The following is a 17,778-nucleotide window of genomic DNA, read 5'->3' on the forward strand; positions in this document are numbered from 1 at the left end:
AAAATAGTTATACCCTTGATAGATTGATCGGACTAAGGTCGTGTTAATTGTAGTTTATCCCGAAAGGCACTGCCCAAAAACACGAGCTTACGGATTGCATTAAATGGGTAATTAACGCATAAGTACATGAGCCTAAGTTTTTGCGCACTTACTTCTTTTGACTCAATGAAAATCGCGTCTCACGATGGCTTGAGCTTATCACCGCAAAATGACTTTGTTTGGCCAAGATTCGACGTAGTAAGCCACCCTTATATTAAGTGGGGCTTGGGTATTTCTATCGGTGTCAAATTTGGTGATGGTGCTAATCTGCCTGTGAACAAACTATTACTGGACATTAGTTCGGTGGCGTCAGGTTTTACCGTACCCACGGGCTGCATTCAGACAAGGCTGGTGGGTACGGTACAGACCGCCGAATCCGGTGTGCGCCTGAACTTCAGCGGGATGAATGGGTTATGGCAAGCCATGATCCGTTTGCATGACATATCAACTAGCCAAGCGAGGTACAACACAATGTCTTTGAAACAATACGGGGTGCTGGTAGGCAAAGCCACTGCCGGAAAACGTGAGGATGGTCAGGATACCCCTCACTATCAGGTTCAAGTGCGCAGCGCAGGCGTGGACTACCGTCTGGCGGTCAACGTCAAATCCAAAGGCGACAAGCCGGAATTGCTCTACCTCATCGCCGACCCTTTTGAACACCCGATCCTGAATCGGCTGGCGGGGCTGGCAGAGGGCTTCACTCTGATTCCCTCCCAAGCGGGCGGGGCAGCACTGGATTTTGTACGCGGCAACCTGTTCGACAAAGACGGGATGCGCACGCTGCCCCACAACCTGCCAGGCCCCAGCAATGACCTGAACGACCGGATCGAACATCTGGTGGCTCGTGCCATCAGTGAGCAGGATGCTCAGGTGTTTGCCTTTGGTGAACGCTGGGGGCCAGAACAGGATCTGAAGGACAAGATTTTCGGTTTTAAGCCCGGCAATGGCATCCATGACATCCACATGAACCAAGGCAACGATGCTGCTTACCGCAAGGATGATGGGGTATGGCAGGACGGCGGGTTGCTGTTCCACTTCCCTTCCACCCGGCAATGGGTTGGCGTCTTTCTCGCATTCCAATCACAGTCTTGGCATACAGATGACCAAACCGGTCATGCGCTTGAGGGGGATGAGGACAAAACCACAGACAAGCAGGTGCGCATTGTGGCAGCGATGGTAAACCCCGCCGGGCCAGACCCAGAAGTGGAAACCGTGTTGCTGCTCAACCCATCACCGCAAGCCATTGACCTGAACGGCTGGCACATCGCCGACCAGCAAAAGCGCAAATGCCCATTGTCTGGCAGCTTGCCTGCCCACGGGACAGTCAGCGTGCAACTGGGGGCAGGGGTAAAACTGGGCAATTCTGGAGGGCTGATTACCCTGTTGGATATGAAGGGTCTCAAAGTGCATGGTGTCAGCTACACTAAAGTACAGGCACGGGAAGAGGATTGGCTGGTCGTGTTCTAATGTAAGAACGGAGACACCCCCACGGCACAGTGAGCCGCTAGAATAGCGGCTCACGTTAGGTTCAGATGATAATCTGAATACTTAAAACGCCATCACGTAACTTTTGCTACCTTGCTCCAGCACGCTGTAACGCTCCGTACCATCCGCATTAAAGAACACAAAGCTCGGTTTGACCACCGTGCTGCTGCCATCAATGCTCAAGCCTTGCAACGATAAGCTGTTGTCGAGGTTCAGCAACGGCATGGTGTACGTCTTCAAGCGATAGCTTTCCGCCGCTTCAATCGCCACAAATTTTGCAGCTTTTTGCGAATGGTCGGCATGTAACAAATACGTGGCAGGTTTGTCATCATCATCCGCGACGGTGCGTTGGTAACGCATATCCGCGTCTTTTTGCGCCGCTATTTGGAATAAGCTGCCGCCTGCGGTCAGCAAATACATGCCATCATCCGTACTCCACAGGTTGCTATTGGCTGCGCCAACATCGTATTGACCTTGATAGGGCGAATCATACAACCAGTTGGGTTGCGCGGCACTGGTGTCGTAGCGGTTTAAATCATTGCTCTCAAAACCGGTATCCAGCGTGTAAACCGCTTTTAGGCTTGGTACGGCTTGCAGGTGTGCGCCCCCGAACAGGCGTTGTGTGCCGTTGTCTTCTTGCACTTTGCCACTGGCAAGATCAATCACGTACAAATAGCTCCACTGCATTCCCGCTGGTGGGGTGGCGTAGGCTTTGCCATTATTGCCCAACGCTACGTCATACACGTTGAAGCCAAGATTGCCGTAAAAGTTGATGACTTCCCCCATTTCCACGTCGATATGGCTAATCGCGCCGTTGTGACCAACGACGGCAGTTTTGCCATCTGCACTGAGCGCGAGGCTGGTGGGAGGGAGTTTCAAGGCGATGGTTTGTTGCCTGCCGCTGGTGGGATTAATGAGGTTCAGCGTATTGCTGGGCTGGCTGCTAACGGTCAGCAGTTGGTCGGTCGCGTTGTTGTATGCCGCATCAATCACGTTGCCGCTTAAGGGGTTGGCGGTTGCCATGACGGTGATGTTTTTGCTGGCAACGTTGGTATTGCCTAACGCGTCGGTTACTTTCAGGCTGAAAGTATACGTGCCTTGGGTATCGGGCGTGAAGCTGGCAGTCGTGGTATTGGCGGCAACGAGTGCGGCAGTGCTGCCTTGCGGGGCGCTTTCCAACGTCCATTGATAGGCGAGGAAATCGCCGTCGGGGTCGGTGGTTTTGCTGCCATCCAGCGTGATAGTTGTACCCAGTGTGATGGCTTGTGGCAGGGTAGCGACCGCTGTGGGCGCGGTATTGGTGCTGACCGAAAAGTTTTTCAGTACGGATTCGTTACGCACCGACGGTGATTCGTATACGCCGTCGCCATTGCTGTCCAGATTGACCTGTAACTTGCGCTGTGGTGGGGTGGAGGTGTCGTAACCTTGCGCAATCACTTGAACTTTGCTGTTGGCAGCACCCTGCAAGGCTAACTCGCCTTCGATGGGTACGCCATCCGCCGCAAACATAAAGGCTTTCACTGTGCTGGCGGTGACGCACCCTTGCACGCCTTCGCAGAATTTACCGTTAATGTCGGTGTAGCCGCTGCTTTCGACAACCATTTTCACGGTTTCGGCGAGTTGCTGTTTGCCCGTGCTGAGGTTGCGCTGGTATTGGTTGACCAGCAAGGTGCTTTGCCCAGTGGCGACGTTTAGGTCGGTGCGCAGTGTGCCTGTCGCGGTATAAGGCACATCGTCGACGCGAACACCTACGCCTTTCATGCTGAGGGTGTAAGATGTCGGCGTAGCATATGCGACGTTGACTGCATGAACAACCAGCAGGGCGCTGCCATTAGTGACGACGTTTTCGCTCTTGCATTGGTTGTAAGTGACTTGCAGTGTGCCAGTAAAGGTAGCGTCGTCGACGTTTCCTGTGAGTGTTGCTGTACCGCCATTGGGGCAGGCCTCACTTTCGTTGACTGCACGCGCTTGATAGCGTTGCGCGGCAATGTGTTGCGCCGCCAGTGAGGACAGAATCCGTTGGGATTGCAACAGGTTGGCTTGTGCGGTGCTGGTTGCAGCGGATGTGCTGGCATCGGCAGGACGTTGCGGCGCGGTAATATTATCGTTGATATTTTCTGTGCCTAACACCAGATTGACGAATGCCATGCTGTTGGCGGTATTCAGCAATGCTAAGGAACGGCTGCCGGTATAGACGCTGTTAGCATCTGCCAGCGTGGTATCCATGCCACTGGTGGGTGGGGTGGTTGTGCCACCCGTGGTACTGCTAGAGGTGGTTGTACCCCCGCCGCACGCGGTTAAAAGTGTGCCTGCCACCAGTGCAGGCAGGATGTGTGTTGTTTTCATGAATAGCCCCAATTATTAGTACATACGAGAAAGTAATGACTAGAACGCCAGCAAATAAGTTCCCGTGCCTTGTTTCAACACCGCGTAGCGTTTCGTGCCATCGCTATTGAAGAATGCGAACTGTGGAATCACTGGATCGGCACTTTTATCCAGATCCATTTCGCTGAGTTTCTTCTCTTCGCTCAAGGCAAGTTGTGGCGCGGTATAGGTTTTCAGGCGGTAATCCGAATTCATGCCAGTAATGCCCTTATCCAGAATGACCACGAATTTGCCCGTTTCCTGCGAATGGTCGGCGTGCAGTAGCGTGGTGGTGGAGTCGTTATCATTGTCCGACAGGCTGCGCTGATAGAGCATGTCTTGGTCTTGCGTGGCAGCCGTGCGGAATAAGGTTTCGCCAGCAGTGAGGATGTAAGCGTCATCTTCCGTTACCCAAAAGCCCTTGGCATTTTTGCCACCAAGGTCGTAGTCACCATTAAACGGTGAGTCGTACAGTCCAGTGGGAGGGGTTGCCAGATTGGTCTTGAATAAATCGGTGAGGGTGCTCGGTAGACCCATATCGAGAACATACAGCGCATTCAAGCTAGGCACGATTTGCACGTAAGAGCCGCTTATCTGTCTTACATTGATGCTGCCTTGTGCTTGTCCTGTTCCCAGATTGATGGATTGCAATACTCCCCACAAATTATTAGCAGGTGTGGCATAAGCGATACCATTAGATCCCAAGGCAATATCAAATACATCAAAGCCGATATTGTCGTAGAAATCCAGCACGCTGGCGGTTTGCAAGTTGATGTGGGTAACACCGTGCTTATGCCCGACTACCGCCGTTTTACCGTCTGGACTCAGCGCAAGGCTAGTCGGTGCAAGGCTCAACGGCACGGCTTGCTGTTCGCCTGTCGTTGGGTTGATGATGGTGAGGGCATTATCGGGCGAGGTGCTGACGGTAATTAAACGTTCCAATGCATCGCTATAGTCCGCATCCAAGACGCTACGGGTTAAGGTGCGGGGATTAGGGGTGGTCGTTGTCCCCGTGCCCGTAGATGTACCTGTTCCGGTTGAAGTCCCCGTGTCTGTACCCGTAGACGTACCTGTTCCAGTCGAAGTGCCTGTACCGCTTGTACCTGTTCCGGTCGAAGTCCCCGTGCCTGTACCCGGCGTGGTAGTCGTTGTGCTAGGCAAGGTAAGGGTCGCACCCGTACCACCGCCACACGCCACCAATACACTGGACATTACTATAGATGAAAAAAGAGTGCGCACGCGCATGAAAACCCCCATTGTTATTAATCATTGTCGTCGGGAAAACTATACCGTCTAAGTATAAACCCATTATCTCTATAAATTAAAATCATAAATTAAACTTGTGCTTTGGGTATGCCCCACAAGCTGCATACACACTGCTATAATCCGCACACCACTAAAACGAGGAGAACTCCCTATGGCAATCATTCTGATCACCGGCGCTAACCGAGGCATTGGGCTAGAACTTACCCGCCAGTACGCGGCGGATGGCTGGAACGTCCTAGCTTGCTGCCGTTCCCCGGAAAATGCGCACGACTTGAATAAGTTGGCAGCCGCATCCGCTGGCAACATCGCGGTGTATTTGTTGGATGTCACCAACGCCGCGCACCGCACGTCATTAGCGGCACAACTTAAAGGCCAGCCCATCGACATTCTGTTCAACAGTGCGGGCGTATCGGGCAGTTGGAGTACCCAAGGTTTCGGGCAATGCCAAGCCGATGAATGGCTGGATGTGCTGCACATCAACGTCATCACCCCGATGCTGATGATGCAAGATTTTGCCGCTAACGTTGCCTTAAGCGAGCGCAAAATCATTGCCAATATGAGCAGCAAAATGGGCAGCGTGACCGACAACACCTCTGGCGGTAGTTACATTTACCGCTCCAGCAAAGCCGCGTTGAATATGGTCAACAAAAGTGCAGCGCACGATTTAGCACGCAAGGGCATTAGTGTCGTGGCACTGCACCCCGGTTGGGTACGCACCGATATGGGCGGGGCTAACGGCGAGCTTTCCGTGGAAGAGTCCGTGACCGCGTTGAAACGCAATTTGGCAAACGTGACCTTGGCGGATTCTGGGCGTTTGATTGACATTGATGGCAGTACGATCCCGTGGTAGACACCTCCGACAAGCAGCAACGCCTGCTAACCATTTTTGAACGCCTGTTACCGTTGGTGGATAGCGTGTCTGACAAGGTGCGCTTTGCCGCCTTGTTGGGCGTGGGGCTGGATGTGTGGATTTTCATCTGGCTGTTTTTCCTCAAAAGCTGGTCGCTAACCAGTGCGCTCATTGTGGCGGGCGTGGTCTTGCTGCCGCTGCTGATCTTGCTGCGTTTCTGGTGGGCGTTGGAAGAATTAAAGGATTTGCCCAATATCGCGGGGCGCATGATGACGGATGCCAAAGGCGAGATTCAGGAAACGGTGCAAGGTATCCGTGCTGGGCAGGTCAAAAAGCTGGGTTTCTTAAGTTCGGCGAAAAGTTTGTGGAGCATTGGCTCGATGGCAACAGAAGCGCGGGAGCTGCTGGGGTCGTATATCAGCATCGGTACGCTGGTGAACCCGCTATCACTTATTCTTGGCTTTTTATCGTTGTTATTTGTTTTATTGTTGATGGTGATCGGTTTAGTGCTGCTAATTCTGGCATTTTTCTGATGTGCGGTGGTTTTTACCCGACTGCTGGGTATTGACCAAAAAAAACTAATTACAAAATTTTTTTTATATATTTTTACAAATAAAAACAAGCTGCTAACATCATTAGCATGAAAGATCACGACTACCTCGCCTTAGATGGCTATTCGATGCACGTCTTCCTGACCGTACTGGAACAGGGGTCGCTTGCCAGCGCCGCTGATAAGTTGGGGATTACCAAAACCGTTATTGGTAATTGCCTCACCAAACTGCGTTCGGTATTTCACGACCCGTTATTTGTACGTACCGGCGGGCAAGAGATTGTCGCCACGGCACGAGCGGAAAGCCTCGGCGAGCAAATGCGCGTGGTATTGGCAGGAATGCAGCAGTTAACGGCTGAACAGGTGTTCAAACCTAAACAGACCGCGATGCACTTCACGGTGGGTACAAACGATTTCTTGCGTGACCTGATTTTGCCAGAGCTGTATCGGCAAGTCGCCAGTGCAACCAAAGAGTTTTCGCTGCGCACCATTATCTCGGAATACCCTTCATTGGATTTGTTACGTACCGGCAAGGCGGATTTGCTGCTGTCGTCGGCTGCACCGGAAGGCGTGGATATTCTGTACAAGCGCTTGTTCATTGATCAGCCACGTTGTTTCTATGACAGCACTGCCCGCGAAGCACCGCGTACCTTGGCGGATTTCCGCAATGCGCGTTATATCGGCTTGAATTTGGTGGATGGGCAGCGCGTTGTGCCATTGGCTGCACCGATTTCACGCGAATTGGAGCAGCAAGTCGCGATTCGCGTCCCCAATTTTTCCGATATGGCGAGTTTTATGCGTGGCAGTGATTTGCTGGCGCTTGCGCCGGGAATGCTGCGCATGGGGGCGTTGGCGGGGTTTGCATCGAGTGCGCCGCCGTTCAATATGCCGTCCATTTTCATGTTTATGCTGTGGCACAAACGCCATCAGGGCGACGCGGCTCATCAGTGGATGCGTGTGCAATTAGAATCCGCCGTCAGTGGCGTGATGGAGCGGGTGAAGTTGGTAAAAGCCTGAGTATTTTTTACAAGGGTTTGAAACAGTAAACTAGAAACTTCCACAAAATTGTACTAAACTATCCAAAATGGATAAGTTAATCACGATCAGCGAAGCAGCAAAACGGTTAGGTATCAGCCCGACGACCTTACGGCGTTGGGAGGAGTCCGGCAAACTGATACCGGAACGGACACAAGGCAACCAACGCCGCTACCGCCTTTCACAAATTGAACCCGCCACGCACCTGCGCCAACAGGACAGAAAAACGCTCGCCTACGCCCGTGTTTCTAGCCACGACCAAAAAGACGATTTGGAACGCCAAAAGCAAGTGCTGGAACTCTATTGCGCCCAACAGGGTTGGACATTCGAGCTAATATCCGACATTGGTTCAGGTATGAACTACTACAAAAAAGGGCTGAAACGCTTGCTGAATGAGATACTTATCGGCAACGTCGGGCGGCTAGTCATCACCCACAAAGACCGCCTGCTGCGGTTTGGGGCGGAACTGGTGTTTTCCATCTGTGAAGCCAAACAGGTGGAAGTGGTCATGGTGAATAAAGGTGAAGACACCACCTTTGAAGACGACTTGGCAACCGATGTGCTGGAAATCATCACGGTATTTTCCGCCCGTTTGTACGGCTCACGCTCCCGCAAAAACAAAAAGCTGCTGGACGGCGTTAAGCAAGCCGTGGAAGATTCCCGCACATGATCATCAGCCACAAAATCCGCCTTAAGGGTAACGGCGATGTTAACGGTTTCGGTCGTGGTAAAGGCGATGCCGATGGCGAAGTGGATTTCAGTCTGACCTTCAAAGGCAAAGGCAAAACCAATATGGATACCGACATGGCTGCTAACGGTAAAGGCAACGGTGACTGGTATGGCGCAGGCAACGGTTATGGCTACACCGAACAAAGCCGTAACTTCACTGGCAATGCTGCTACTAGCAAAGCGGGCAGCACGCCAATGGCAGCACCCGCAATGCCAACGATGCCACAAGCGGCTGCACCTGTTGCACCGACTGTTGCAAAGTAATTCTCAGCTTTCACGCTGAATGAAAAGGCATCCCTTGGGGTGCCTTTTTGCGTTTTACCCAACATAGGAATGGATACGATGACTCAACCCATTGCCCGCATTGGCATTTTGACGATTTCCGATCGCGCCAGCCGGGGCGAATACGAAGACAAAGGTGGCCCCGCCATCCACGCATGGTTCAGTCGCGTATTGACCAACCCGTGGGAAGCGGTGGCGCGAGTGATTCCCGATGAACAGGCAGATATTGAGGCGGCGTTGTGCGAATTGAGCGATGTCGCAGGGTGCAGTTTGATTGTGACCACGGGCGGTACGGGGCCTGCGTTGCGCGATGTCACCCCAGAAGCGACCGAGGCGGTGTGTAGCAAAATGATGCCCGGTTTCGGCGAGTTAATGCGCACGGCTTCGTTAAAGTTTGTGCCGACCGCGATTCTGTCACGGCAAACGGCGGGGATACGCGGACGCAGTTTGATCGTGAATTTGCCGGGTAAACCCTCAGCGATTGATGATTGCTTGCAAGCGGTGTTCCCCGCGATTCCGTATTGCTTGGACTTGATTGAAGCGGCGTATTTGGAAGCGGATGCGGCGCAATGCAAGGCGTTTCGCCCCGCTCATGCGAAACCGCGTGTCTAAGGAATGGGCTTTTTGGTGTACCATGCACGTCCACTATCCCTTTAGCCAACAGAGCCATTGTTATGAAAATCGGCGTTACCAGCCAAAATTTGCGTACCGTTACCGGACACGCCAGCAAAGCCCGCAGCTTTTTGATGTATGAATGGAGTGCTGAGCAAGCGGTGCAGCCTCTTGATTCGTTGGAATTGTCGATGGAAATGTCGATCCATGCGTGGGATAAGCGCGGTGATCACCCGTTGTTAGCGTTGGATTATTTGATCACCGGCCCGTGTGGAAAAAGTTTTATCAATCAAATGAAGCAATACGGTGTGCGGGTAAGAACCACGGACGAAACCGATCCGCTGGTGGCGGTGCAAGCGTTAGTGGCGGCCGTTGTGCCGTGGGCGCGTAAGCCTGCTTGATTAGGCTTTTTTGCCTTTAGGCGGGGCGGGTCGCCAGCATTGACGGGCGTGTTTGGAGCGCTTCATAGGGGTTGGCAGCGTTGAGGGCTGTGTTTGCCTCGAAAGGGTCAACTAGGATGGTTTCAACTTGTTCGCCCAGCCCTTTTTCGAGGATGACCAAACGGACTTTGCGTGAATAAGGCGAAGTGTTGGAATAGAACAGTTTCATAGCGGATGCTTCTCCTCTTCGTGTTGATACGACATTATGCCTTCCTTGGCGTTGATAGAGCAGCTTGGCACCTGTCGTTTGCTTAAAAATCGCGTTCGACGTGCAGCGCATTCGACACAATATCGCCTGCCACCATCCATGCCCCCAGTGCCAAACCTTCGTAAATGTCTTCATCGCTGTAGCCGAATGCCCGTAGCGCATCCACATCCGCTTGTGTGGTGCTGTTGGAATCTTTCACCGCTTTGAGGATGAACAGCAACAGGGCGGTTTCGCGCTCATCGAGATTGGCGTTGGCGGGGTCGGCTTGCGTTGCTGCCACTTGCTCCGTTGTCCAGCCGAACATATTCATCAGCATTCCGGCATTCATGTCGATGCAATAAGCACACGCAGTACCCTGTGAAACGGTCATGCGTATCGTGGCTTGCAATGCGCCCGACAAATTGGGATTTTGCATACTGTGTTTGATGAATTCCCATTTCTGGCGCAAATGGAAGGGCACGGCGCTATGCACCTGCATGATGCCCGGTACGCCGCCAAAGCTGGCGGTGATTTCTTGGTAAACATCAGCAACATCGCCAGTGGCTTCGCTGGTAGCAACAGTTTTCAGATAACTCATGTGGCTTCTCCTTGGTTGGTATGGTCAGTAACATTGTTGGTTTTCATATCGAGACCGCGCTCTATATAGAATGAATAACCGTATTCTCCTTCCGCTAGGGCTATGTGTTTTGAGCCTGTGGATTTGCATAAAAATTCAATATCGTTGACAGAACCCGGCTCAATCGTCACGATTTCGAGTATTTCCCCCACGGCTAAGCGACGCAGTGAGCGGGCAGTATGCACTAACGGCAGCGGGCATCCCATGCGTCTAGCATCAAGGGAATCTGCTATCTGTGGGTGTTTTGGTGCGTTGGGTAGCGCCTTGCCTAAGCTATGATTTTGTAATTTTGATGATTTCATTTTATTAGAGGAAAGCTGTGCAGCATCCATTGTGGCGATTACCCAACTTGGTGCGGGCGTATTGCCATAGATATTGCACATGGAGGTGAGATATTTTGGGTCAAAAACACGAATTAATGTGGGTTCTGTTAATGAGTCGGCGAATGCGAGTCCGCAGTAATCGCGGGGATGTGATTGTCGAAGGTAGTTTTTAAGTGCTGTTAAAGCAGAGCTAATGTTACCACTGGTATTGACATCATTGAGCCGAACATAACCAGCGGTAGAGGCATCATTATTGTGAAGATACCATTGGGTATTCTCCGAATGCTGTATGGCATACCAAACCTGATCGAGGGTATCCCAGTCAATGATACCCGCAAGCGTATCTGGCATTAACTCGATAGATCGCGTTGAGACGGTGTTGTTTTCTAACATGGTAATAGTCTTATAGGTTTGATGAATAGCGAAATTAAATAAACAGGTTTACATCCGCTTTCTGTGCAATCGGTAGGAAACTCGCCGCACCTACCCATTCGCTGATGCCGTCAATGAAGTCGGATTTTTCATGACCGAACAAATCCACCGTCATCTGACACGCCACCATTTTCACCTCGGCTTCTAATGCCAACTCACGCAGCTCCTCAATGGATGCGACACCCTTCTGTTTCATGGTTTCCTTCATCATGCCGGTAGCGGCAGTCTCGAAACCGGGAATACCTGCCATCAACAAATTGGGGATGGGCAAATTGGTCTTGCGTAACCACTCCGGCCCCATCGGCATTTTCATTGGCATGGCGGGATTGCCGAGTGGGCTGACTTTCAAATCCAGCTTCTTTCTCAGCAAATCCAGACCATAGAATGTGAAAAATACCGTTACGTCCCAGCCCAAGGCAGCGGCGGTGGAGGCAAGGATGAACGGCGGGTAAGCCATATCCAACGTCCCCTTCGTAGAGATGATGGTCATGGAGGGTATGTGGTTGGCTTCGCGTTCATCCATTTTGTGCTGAAAACGTTCATCGAACCATTGGTCAAACAAGGCTTTATCAAAACCCATCGGGCTGGTTTCTGCGGTGGCTGTCATCGTGCAACTCCTTACGATTTACGGATGTGGTTAAAAATGGGCAGAATTTTACCGACTGGTCAGTCAAGTTTTAGTATAAATTTTTTTCAGCTAATCGCTGTCTCTCCAATGCGGATGGTCAACATGGCAGCACCGATTTCACGTATCAATTCGGGATCATTGCGGGTTTTTGCCAACAGCATCAGCCCTTCTATGAAGGCAAACATCGCCGCAGCCGTGGCAGCCGTATTGCACGGGGAAATTTCCCCCTCGTGTAAGGCTTTATCCAGCGCGGTTTTCAGTGACATTTCCATTTGCTGCAACAGGCCATTGAGACGCTGGCGGATGACTTCATCCTGCGTACTCATTTCCGACGACATATTTCCATAAGGGCAACCCAGCGTTTTGCCGATTTGTTCCTTGGTGCCTTTCTGGAATACATAAATATTTTCCAGCAGGGCATTCAGTTGCTTCATTCCTGACCATTCAGGGCGGAACGAGCGGGAGAAAATCTCCTGTTTTGAAATAATGAAAAACTCATCCAGCACTGCCAGCGTTAGCTCCTGCTTGGAAGGGAAAAAGTGGTAGAAGCTACCTTTTTGTACCCCCGCCATGTCACAAATTTCCTTCACGCCCACGTTACCGTAGCTGCGCGAGTAGAGCAGTTCACGGGCGCTGTCGAGCAGGCGTTGGCGGGTATCGGTGGATGCTTTCATGGTTATTATCGTAGTTGACCGATCGGTAAAGCGCAAGTAGCGTTCATGATTCTTGGATTGATGGAGGATTTACCCGTAGAAGCGTTGAAGAGTCCCTATTTAAGACCTATAGTACCCAAAATGTAACTTACCTAATTAGGCAATCATGGCAGTAAGCAGTATCGGTGACACCTTGTTTTCCAAAACACAGCAGCGTGTCTTGGGTTTGTTGTTTGGAAAACCTGATCAAAGTTTCTACCTAAACGAAATGGTGCGTCTTGCCAATATGGGTAAAGGCACGATCAAGCGCGAGTTGGAACGGATGACTGCCGCTGGTTTACTGACCGTTACCACCATTGGCAACCAGCATCACTATCAGGCTAATATTGCCTGCCCCATTTACCATGAATTACTCGGCATCACCCGTAAAACGTTTGGTTTGAGCGACGTGATTAGAACGGCACTGGTGCCATTGGATGCCAGCATAGACAGGGCATTCATTTATGGTTCGATTGCCAAGGAACAAGCGACAGCGCAAAGCGATATTGATTTGATGGTGGTGAGTGACACGTTGGCTTATGCCGATTTAATGGCGGCATTGCTTGAGGCAGAAGCCGCTTTAGGCAGACCGATCAACCCTAACATTTATACAACTCAACAATTCAACGAGAGGCTGCTGGCAAACAATGCCTTTGTCACGCGGGTAATGCAACAGCCTAAACTGTGGATAAAAGGCTCAGAAGATGACATTGGAAAAACTGGATAATCTAGTAAAAATTAGGCAACTCAAAACCGAGCCTTTTGACCAAGCTGAATTCGATGGCATGGTTGCTTCAGCCAAACGTCGCTTGCAAGATGCGATGCTGGAAGCATTATCAGAGGAAAGCCGTTTTTCCTTGGCTTATGGTGCTGCTCATGCTTTATCCCTTGCCGCGATGCGTTGGCACGGCTACCGTTCGGACAACCGCTATCTGGTTTTCCAGTGTTTGGAGTACACCGCCAATTTTGATACGCAAAAATGGCGCGTATTGGACAAATGCCACAAACTGCGGAATTTGGCTGAGTATGAAGGGCAGTTGGATATTACCCCGCAATTATTGCAAGAACTGATCAGCATAACGCGGGAGTTGTTTGCACGAGTTGAAGCATCATGCAAGCCTACTTAGCCAACAGCCATTACATCGACTGGCAACATCCCGCCGTTTTGGCACAAGCCCAAGCGTTAGCGGCAGGCTGCACCACACCCGAAGCCATTGCCAAAGCCTGCTTCGAGTTTGTGCGTGATGCCATTAAGCACAGTTGGGATTACCGCCTGAATCCGGTGACGTGCCAAGCGTCGGACGTGTTGCAACACGGCACAGGCTATTGCTACGCCAAAAGCTATTTGCTGGCAGCGTTGTTGCGGGCGAATGGTATTCCGGCGGGTTTGTGTTATCAGCGTTTGACCATCACCGACCAACCACCGTTTTGCCTGCACGGGTTGAATGCGCTCTATCTGCCAGAATACGGCTGGTATCGGGTGGATGCACGGGGCAATAAACCGGGCGTGGATGCCGAATTCTGTCCACCTACCGAAAAGCTGGCGTTTCCGCTGCTGAATCCGCAGGAACAGGATTTGCCGGGGATTTTTGCCGAGCCGCTACCTGTGGTGGTGCAGGTGTTGGAAAGCAGCGAAACTATCGAACAGGTTTATGAAAATCTGCCAGATGCTGTTTCGATTTGAAACAAGGAAATTAAAGAGAAAATGAATACTGTAACCGTTCGCCAAGCCACCTTGTCTGATCTTGATGCGCTCGTACCGTTGTTTGATGGCTACCGTCAGTTTTACGGTCGAGCAAGTGATACCCAAGCGGTGCGGGCGTTTCTATCGGATCGTTTTAATCATGGCGAGTCAGCTCTGTTCCTTGCTTTTGAGGGGCAAACACCCATCGGGTTCACCCAGCTTTACCCAAGTTTTTCTTCGGTATCGCTTGCTCGCACGTTCATACTTAATGATCTTTTTGTACAGGAGCAGTCGCGCCGTAAAGGGATTGCATCAAAACTGCTGTCTGCTGCCGTTGTATTTGCAAACACGCTAGGTGCTGTCCGTGTCTCGCTATCAACGGCAATAGCCAACGAAACAGCCCAAGCCCTTTACCAATCCGCTGGTTGGAAGCGTGACGAACAATTCTTTGTTTTCCACTTTCCACTTCCAGCATGAGAGCAACGACATCAACATATCCTGCGAAGGAGTCAATATGCAAATCCACCCCGCCACACCCGCTGATGCGCCAACTATCGCCGTGATGGTTGGCGAATTGTTGCAAGAAATCATGCAAGCTATCGGCGAACAAGCATTCAACTTCGACCTGCCAGCCACCACCGCACGTTTGCAAACCTTCCTCCACGACGGGCATTACCATGCGTTCGTGGCAACGGATGAATCCGGCACGGCGGCAGGCTTCTTGACCCTGTACCAAAGTTACGCGCTGTACGCCGAAGGCAGTTTCGGCACGATTCCCGAACTGTATGTACGCCCAGCTTACCGCTCGCACGGCACGGGCAAACAATTGCTAGCAACCGCCCGCGCATTCGGTGCAAGCAAGGGCTGGACACGCTTGGAAGTGACCACGCCGCCATTGCCCGCGTTTGAACGCACCCTCGCATTTTATGAGCGCGAAGGCTTCGCGATCACTGGCGGGCGCAAACTGAAAACCTTGCTCCCAAAGGAGATGCCCCATGCTTGAACTGCGCCCCTCTTGCGAAAACTGCAACAAACCGCTGCCACCTCATGCTACGGATGCGATGATTTGCAGCTTTGAATGTACTTTTTGTAGCGATTGCGTCAGCTTGCTCGGCAACACCTGCCCGAATTGTGGCGGTGGTTTTGTGCCACGCCCGATACGCCCCGTGACCAACTGGAAAGGTGATAATTACCTTGGGCACGATCCTGCCTCCACGACCGTCAAGTTTCGCCCCGTGGATTGGGAGGCGCATCAGCATTTGTTGCTACGCTTGCAGGGGATACCACCAGAACAACGTTGAGTAACAGGAATACTGCCGATGTACATCCCCCAACACTTTGCCGAACACGACCAAACCGAAATCCTACGCTTCATCGCCGCCAACGCTTTTGGCACGCTGGTCACGGTGGAGAATGGCGTTCCCTTTGCCAGCCACATCCCGTTTTTGTTGGAACAGGGCGACACGCTCACGCTGTCTGGGCATCTTGCCAAAGCCAATCCGCAATGGCAGCACTTGACCGCAAACCCGCAAGTGTTGGCAATGTTCCAAGGCGCACACGCCTACGTTTCACCCACATGGTACGAAGGCGCAGGCGTACCCACTTGGAACTACACCGCTGTGCATGTTTATGGCACTGTCCGCGTCATCCACGATACCGCATGGTTGCAAGCACAAGTGGAATCCCTCAGCCATTGTTACGAAGGCGACACTCCCAACGCATGGATTCCGAGCTACCCCGCCAAAATGCTGGAAGCCATCGTTGGCTTTGAAATCACCATCGAATCGCTGCAAGCCAAATACAAACTCAGCCAGAACCGCAGCGCGGCAGATCAGCACAACGTCAGGCAAGCCCTAGAAGCCAGCAGCGGGGAAAACGAGCGTGGGGTGGCGGCATTGATGGCGAAACATCAGGAGTAAACATCGCTGATTTCCATCCCTGATGTTCCACCATGTCAGGTTTTACACCCCTGCTGCCAAGCCTCCAACTCCCGCACCGAAAAGCCCATCCCCGCAATGCTAAACGGGGCGAGATTGGCGAGATCCACCTGCAAATCTGCCGCGAATTTCTCCTGATGTTCGGGCGGAATATGCGTTTCTGTATACGTTTGGATATGCGTCGCTAGCGCCTCACCGTGCAGGGATTGCTGCACAATAGTGCGGATCAGTTCGCGCCGTGTTTGACGGTATTGGACGCGCAACGGGTCGATGCCCATTGCCTCCACAGTGACGCTGTACAATTTACACGAGCGTAAATACGAACTCACATACAGTTCTGCCAGCGGTGTGACATTATTGCGTTCATACGTCACCAGTACGGCACTGGCGTAATCATCCTTATCAATATCGTTAAACGACAGTGGCACAAGGTTGTTACGTACCAACGGAATATTGCACGCCAAGCGTGAGGTGCGCTTATTCACGTCAATAAATGCCTGCAAATAAGCAATGTGAACCAGCAGGAAAAAGCTCTGCTCAAACGGGTCATTGATTGCTTGCGCGGTTGTGGTAATCGCGGTGAGTTGTTGTGCTAAACGGTTTTGATTATCCATTGGCAGGTAGGTACTGGCAGAAATTCGCACGGAATCTTGCCGTATTTGCCCTGCTGCGCCCGCCGTTACCAAACCATCTGCCAATAGGTAATGCAGGGAACGGATATTATCCGGCGTAATGTCGAGCCGCTGAATACCATCCACTAAAAAACGGATTGCGTCTTTGTGGTTCAGCAGCATGATTTTTTCTGCATCCAGCTTATTGTCAGCCGCCATGCCCTCCAGTAGCAGTTTTTGCGTATCCAACAGCGAATACGTATTGCCTTCCAGCCGCGAAGAGTTGTAGGACAAATCAATCAATAAACGGTTGAAAATACGTTGGGCATACGTACCCGCCGGTAATTCCACGCGCAGTTGTTGTCCTTGTTGCAGCAAAATCTCGCGCTGTCTGACAGAGAGGTAAAACGTTTGGTTCGGTTGGTAAGCCGCCAGCCATTCGGGGCGGTAGGTGCAAGGTTCACGGGTAATGAGCGGTTGCCGGATTTGGTGCAGCAATTGCAGTGCCGTGGCGGAAAAGTACGGGTGAAGGTTGGTTTCAGCCGCATTAATGACTGTGTAGCGTCGCCCGCGTTTTGTGCCAGTGGCTTGAACTTGCCCTGAAGTAACGGCTTGAGCCAGCCAGCGGTGTAGAGTGCGCTCGGTGATGTCTAAATGCGGCAAAATGTCCGAAATGGCGGAGGGTTTATCGAGCTTTTGCAGGATTTGCAGGAGTGTTTCGGTGTTATCGGTCATATTATCCGCCATTTTTGTCTGATATGTGGGGAATATCCGCCATATTGGGCTTGGCGGTCAAGTTATCCGCCATTATTTGTGGCATTAGGTTTTGATCAGTTGAGGCAGGTAATGTGTTCATGAGAGCCTGATGTGAAAATTCTCATTAGTCTACGGTTTGTTTTTTGAGCATTAATGGTGGTTTGTGTGACACCTGTCACTTTTTGGTTACGTGGGTTTTGTTAAGATTCAAGCGTTAGCAATAAAAATAATTCATTGCT

At 51.6% G+C, this 17,778-nt stretch carries 23 protein-coding genes; 15 read left to right on the forward strand and 8 right to left on the reverse strand.

The features are described from left to right. The first annotated feature begins 165 nt into the window (after positions 1-165). Positions 166-1,506, forward strand: coding sequence for a DUF2278 family protein (locus J1836_RS05235; protein WP_207250026.1), 1,341 nt, complete (start codon positions 166-168; stop codon positions 1,504-1,506). Positions 1,507-1,587: 81 nt separating this feature from the next. On the opposite strand, the gene J1836_RS05240 is transcribed toward J1836_RS05235, so the two are convergent. Next, the gene (locus J1836_RS05240; protein ID WP_207250027.1) at positions 1,588-3,870 is read right to left on the reverse strand and encodes a YncE family protein; all 2,283 of its coding nucleotides are present in this window, start codon (positions 3,868-3,870) and stop codon (positions 1,588-1,590) included. Between the two features lie 39 nt (positions 3,871-3,909). Beyond that, a complete protein-coding gene (locus J1836_RS05245; RefSeq protein WP_207250028.1) occupies positions 3,910-5,100 on the reverse strand; it encodes a YncE family protein in 1,191 nt (396 codons plus the stop codon). Between the two features lie 205 nt (positions 5,101-5,305). Between J1836_RS05245 and J1836_RS05250 the strand changes: the two genes are divergently transcribed. The 7 genes from J1836_RS05250 (at position 5,306) to J1836_RS05280 (ending at position 9,613) form a co-directional block, all read left to right on the forward strand. Beyond that, entirely contained in the window at positions 5,306-6,004 is a 699-nt protein-coding gene (locus J1836_RS05250) for an SDR family oxidoreductase (protein ID WP_207250029.1), read from the forward strand. After that, entirely contained in the window at positions 5,998-6,537 is a 540-nt protein-coding gene (locus J1836_RS05255) for a hypothetical protein (protein ID WP_207250030.1), read from the forward strand. Before J1836_RS05250 ends, J1836_RS05255 begins: the two co-directional genes overlap by 7 nt. Positions 6,538-6,644: 107 nt before the next feature. Further along, positions 6,645-7,571 (forward strand): LysR family transcriptional regulator, encoded by a 927-nt coding sequence (locus J1836_RS05260; RefSeq protein WP_207250031.1) that lies wholly within the window; start codon positions 6,645-6,647, stop codon positions 7,569-7,571. Positions 7,572-7,638: 67 nt separating this feature from the next. Beyond that, the gene (locus J1836_RS05265) at positions 7,639-8,259 is read left to right on the forward strand and encodes an IS607 family transposase (protein WP_207250032.1); all 621 of its coding nucleotides are present in this window, start codon (positions 7,639-7,641) and stop codon (positions 8,257-8,259) included. After that, on the forward strand, positions 8,256-8,582 hold the full coding sequence (locus J1836_RS05270) for a sulfur globule family protein (protein WP_242632736.1): 327 nt from the start codon (positions 8,256-8,258) through the stop codon (positions 8,580-8,582). The genes J1836_RS05265 and J1836_RS05270 overlap by 4 nt, the downstream gene beginning before the upstream one ends. 78 nt (positions 8,583-8,660) lie before the next feature. Further along, entirely contained in the window at positions 8,661-9,212 is a 552-nt protein-coding gene (mog, locus tag J1836_RS05275; protein WP_207250033.1) for a molybdopterin adenylyltransferase, read from the forward strand. 62 nt (positions 9,213-9,274) lie between these two features. Beyond that, the gene (locus tag J1836_RS05280; RefSeq protein WP_207250034.1) at positions 9,275-9,613 is read left to right on the forward strand and encodes a NifB/NifX family molybdenum-iron cluster-binding protein; all 339 of its coding nucleotides are present in this window, start codon (positions 9,275-9,277) and stop codon (positions 9,611-9,613) included. A gap of 16 nt (positions 9,614-9,629) precedes the next feature. On the opposite strand, the gene J1836_RS05285 is transcribed toward J1836_RS05280, so the two are convergent. The 5 genes from J1836_RS05285 to J1836_RS05305 all read right to left on the reverse strand — a co-directional run bounded on the left by J1836_RS05285 (position 9,630) and on the right by J1836_RS05305 (position 12,533). Further along, complete coding sequence (locus J1836_RS05285) at positions 9,630-9,821, reverse strand: glutathione S-transferase N-terminal domain-containing protein (RefSeq protein ID WP_207250035.1); 192 nt, start codon at positions 9,819-9,821, stop codon at positions 9,630-9,632. A gap of 82 nt (positions 9,822-9,903) precedes the next feature. After that, positions 9,904-10,437: a carboxymuconolactone decarboxylase family protein gene (locus tag J1836_RS05290; protein ID WP_207250036.1), complete on the reverse strand. Its 534-nt coding sequence runs from the start codon at positions 10,435-10,437 to the stop codon at positions 9,904-9,906. Further along, a complete protein-coding gene (locus J1836_RS05295) occupies positions 10,434-11,192 on the reverse strand; it encodes a sulfurtransferase TusA family protein (RefSeq protein WP_207250037.1) in 759 nt (252 codons plus the stop codon). The genes J1836_RS05290 and J1836_RS05295 overlap by 4 nt, the downstream gene beginning before the upstream one ends. Positions 11,193-11,226: 34 nt before the next feature. Further along, complete coding sequence (gene dsrE2 / locus J1836_RS05300) at positions 11,227-11,838, reverse strand: sulfur carrier protein DsrE2 (RefSeq protein WP_207250038.1); 612 nt, start codon at positions 11,836-11,838, stop codon at positions 11,227-11,229. A gap of 86 nt (positions 11,839-11,924) precedes the next feature. Continuing rightward, the gene (locus J1836_RS05305; RefSeq protein ID WP_207250039.1) at positions 11,925-12,533 is read right to left on the reverse strand and encodes a TetR/AcrR family transcriptional regulator; all 609 of its coding nucleotides are present in this window, start codon (positions 12,531-12,533) and stop codon (positions 11,925-11,927) included. Between the two features lie 145 nt (positions 12,534-12,678). Between J1836_RS05305 and J1836_RS05310 the strand changes: the two genes are divergently transcribed. From J1836_RS05310 to J1836_RS05340, 7 genes are read left to right on the forward strand one after another with little or no spacing between them, the layout of a single operon-like run. Further along, positions 12,679-13,278, forward strand: a complete 600-nt coding sequence (locus J1836_RS05310; protein ID WP_207250040.1) for a nucleotidyltransferase domain-containing protein — start codon at positions 12,679-12,681, stop codon at positions 13,276-13,278. After that, entirely contained in the window at positions 13,256-13,678 is a 423-nt protein-coding gene (locus J1836_RS05315; RefSeq protein WP_207250041.1) for a hypothetical protein, read from the forward strand. Before J1836_RS05310 ends, J1836_RS05315 begins: the two co-directional genes overlap by 23 nt. After that, on the forward strand, positions 13,663-14,235 hold the full coding sequence (locus J1836_RS05320; RefSeq protein WP_207250042.1) for a transglutaminase-like domain-containing protein: 573 nt from the start codon (positions 13,663-13,665) through the stop codon (positions 14,233-14,235). Before J1836_RS05315 ends, J1836_RS05320 begins: the two co-directional genes overlap by 16 nt. A gap of 21 nt (positions 14,236-14,256) precedes the next feature. Beyond that, positions 14,257-14,712, forward strand: a complete 456-nt coding sequence (locus tag J1836_RS05325; protein ID WP_207250043.1) for a GNAT family N-acetyltransferase — start codon at positions 14,257-14,259, stop codon at positions 14,710-14,712. Positions 14,713-14,749: 37 nt separating this feature from the next. Continuing rightward, positions 14,750-15,238, forward strand: a complete 489-nt coding sequence (locus J1836_RS05330) for a GNAT family N-acetyltransferase (RefSeq protein WP_242632737.1) — start codon at positions 14,750-14,752, stop codon at positions 15,236-15,238. Then, complete coding sequence (locus J1836_RS05335) at positions 15,231-15,536, forward strand: DUF1272 domain-containing protein (RefSeq protein ID WP_207250044.1); 306 nt, start codon at positions 15,231-15,233, stop codon at positions 15,534-15,536. The genes J1836_RS05330 and J1836_RS05335 overlap by 8 nt, the downstream gene beginning before the upstream one ends. Before the next feature lie 18 nt (positions 15,537-15,554). Beyond that, a complete protein-coding gene (locus J1836_RS05340) occupies positions 15,555-16,154 on the forward strand; it encodes an FMN-binding negative transcriptional regulator (protein WP_207250045.1) in 600 nt (199 codons plus the stop codon). Positions 16,155-16,189: 35 nt separating this feature from the next. On the opposite strand, the gene J1836_RS05345 is transcribed toward J1836_RS05340, so the two are convergent. After that, positions 16,190-17,518: a Fic family protein gene (locus tag J1836_RS05345; protein WP_207250046.1), complete on the reverse strand. Its 1,329-nt coding sequence runs from the start codon at positions 17,516-17,518 to the stop codon at positions 16,190-16,192. Between the last annotated feature and the right edge of the window lie 260 nt (positions 17,519-17,778).

It is taken from the genome of Thiothrix fructosivorans (assembly GCF_017349355.1).
GTDB lineage: Bacteria > Pseudomonadota > Gammaproteobacteria > Thiotrichales > Thiotrichaceae > Thiothrix > Thiothrix fructosivorans.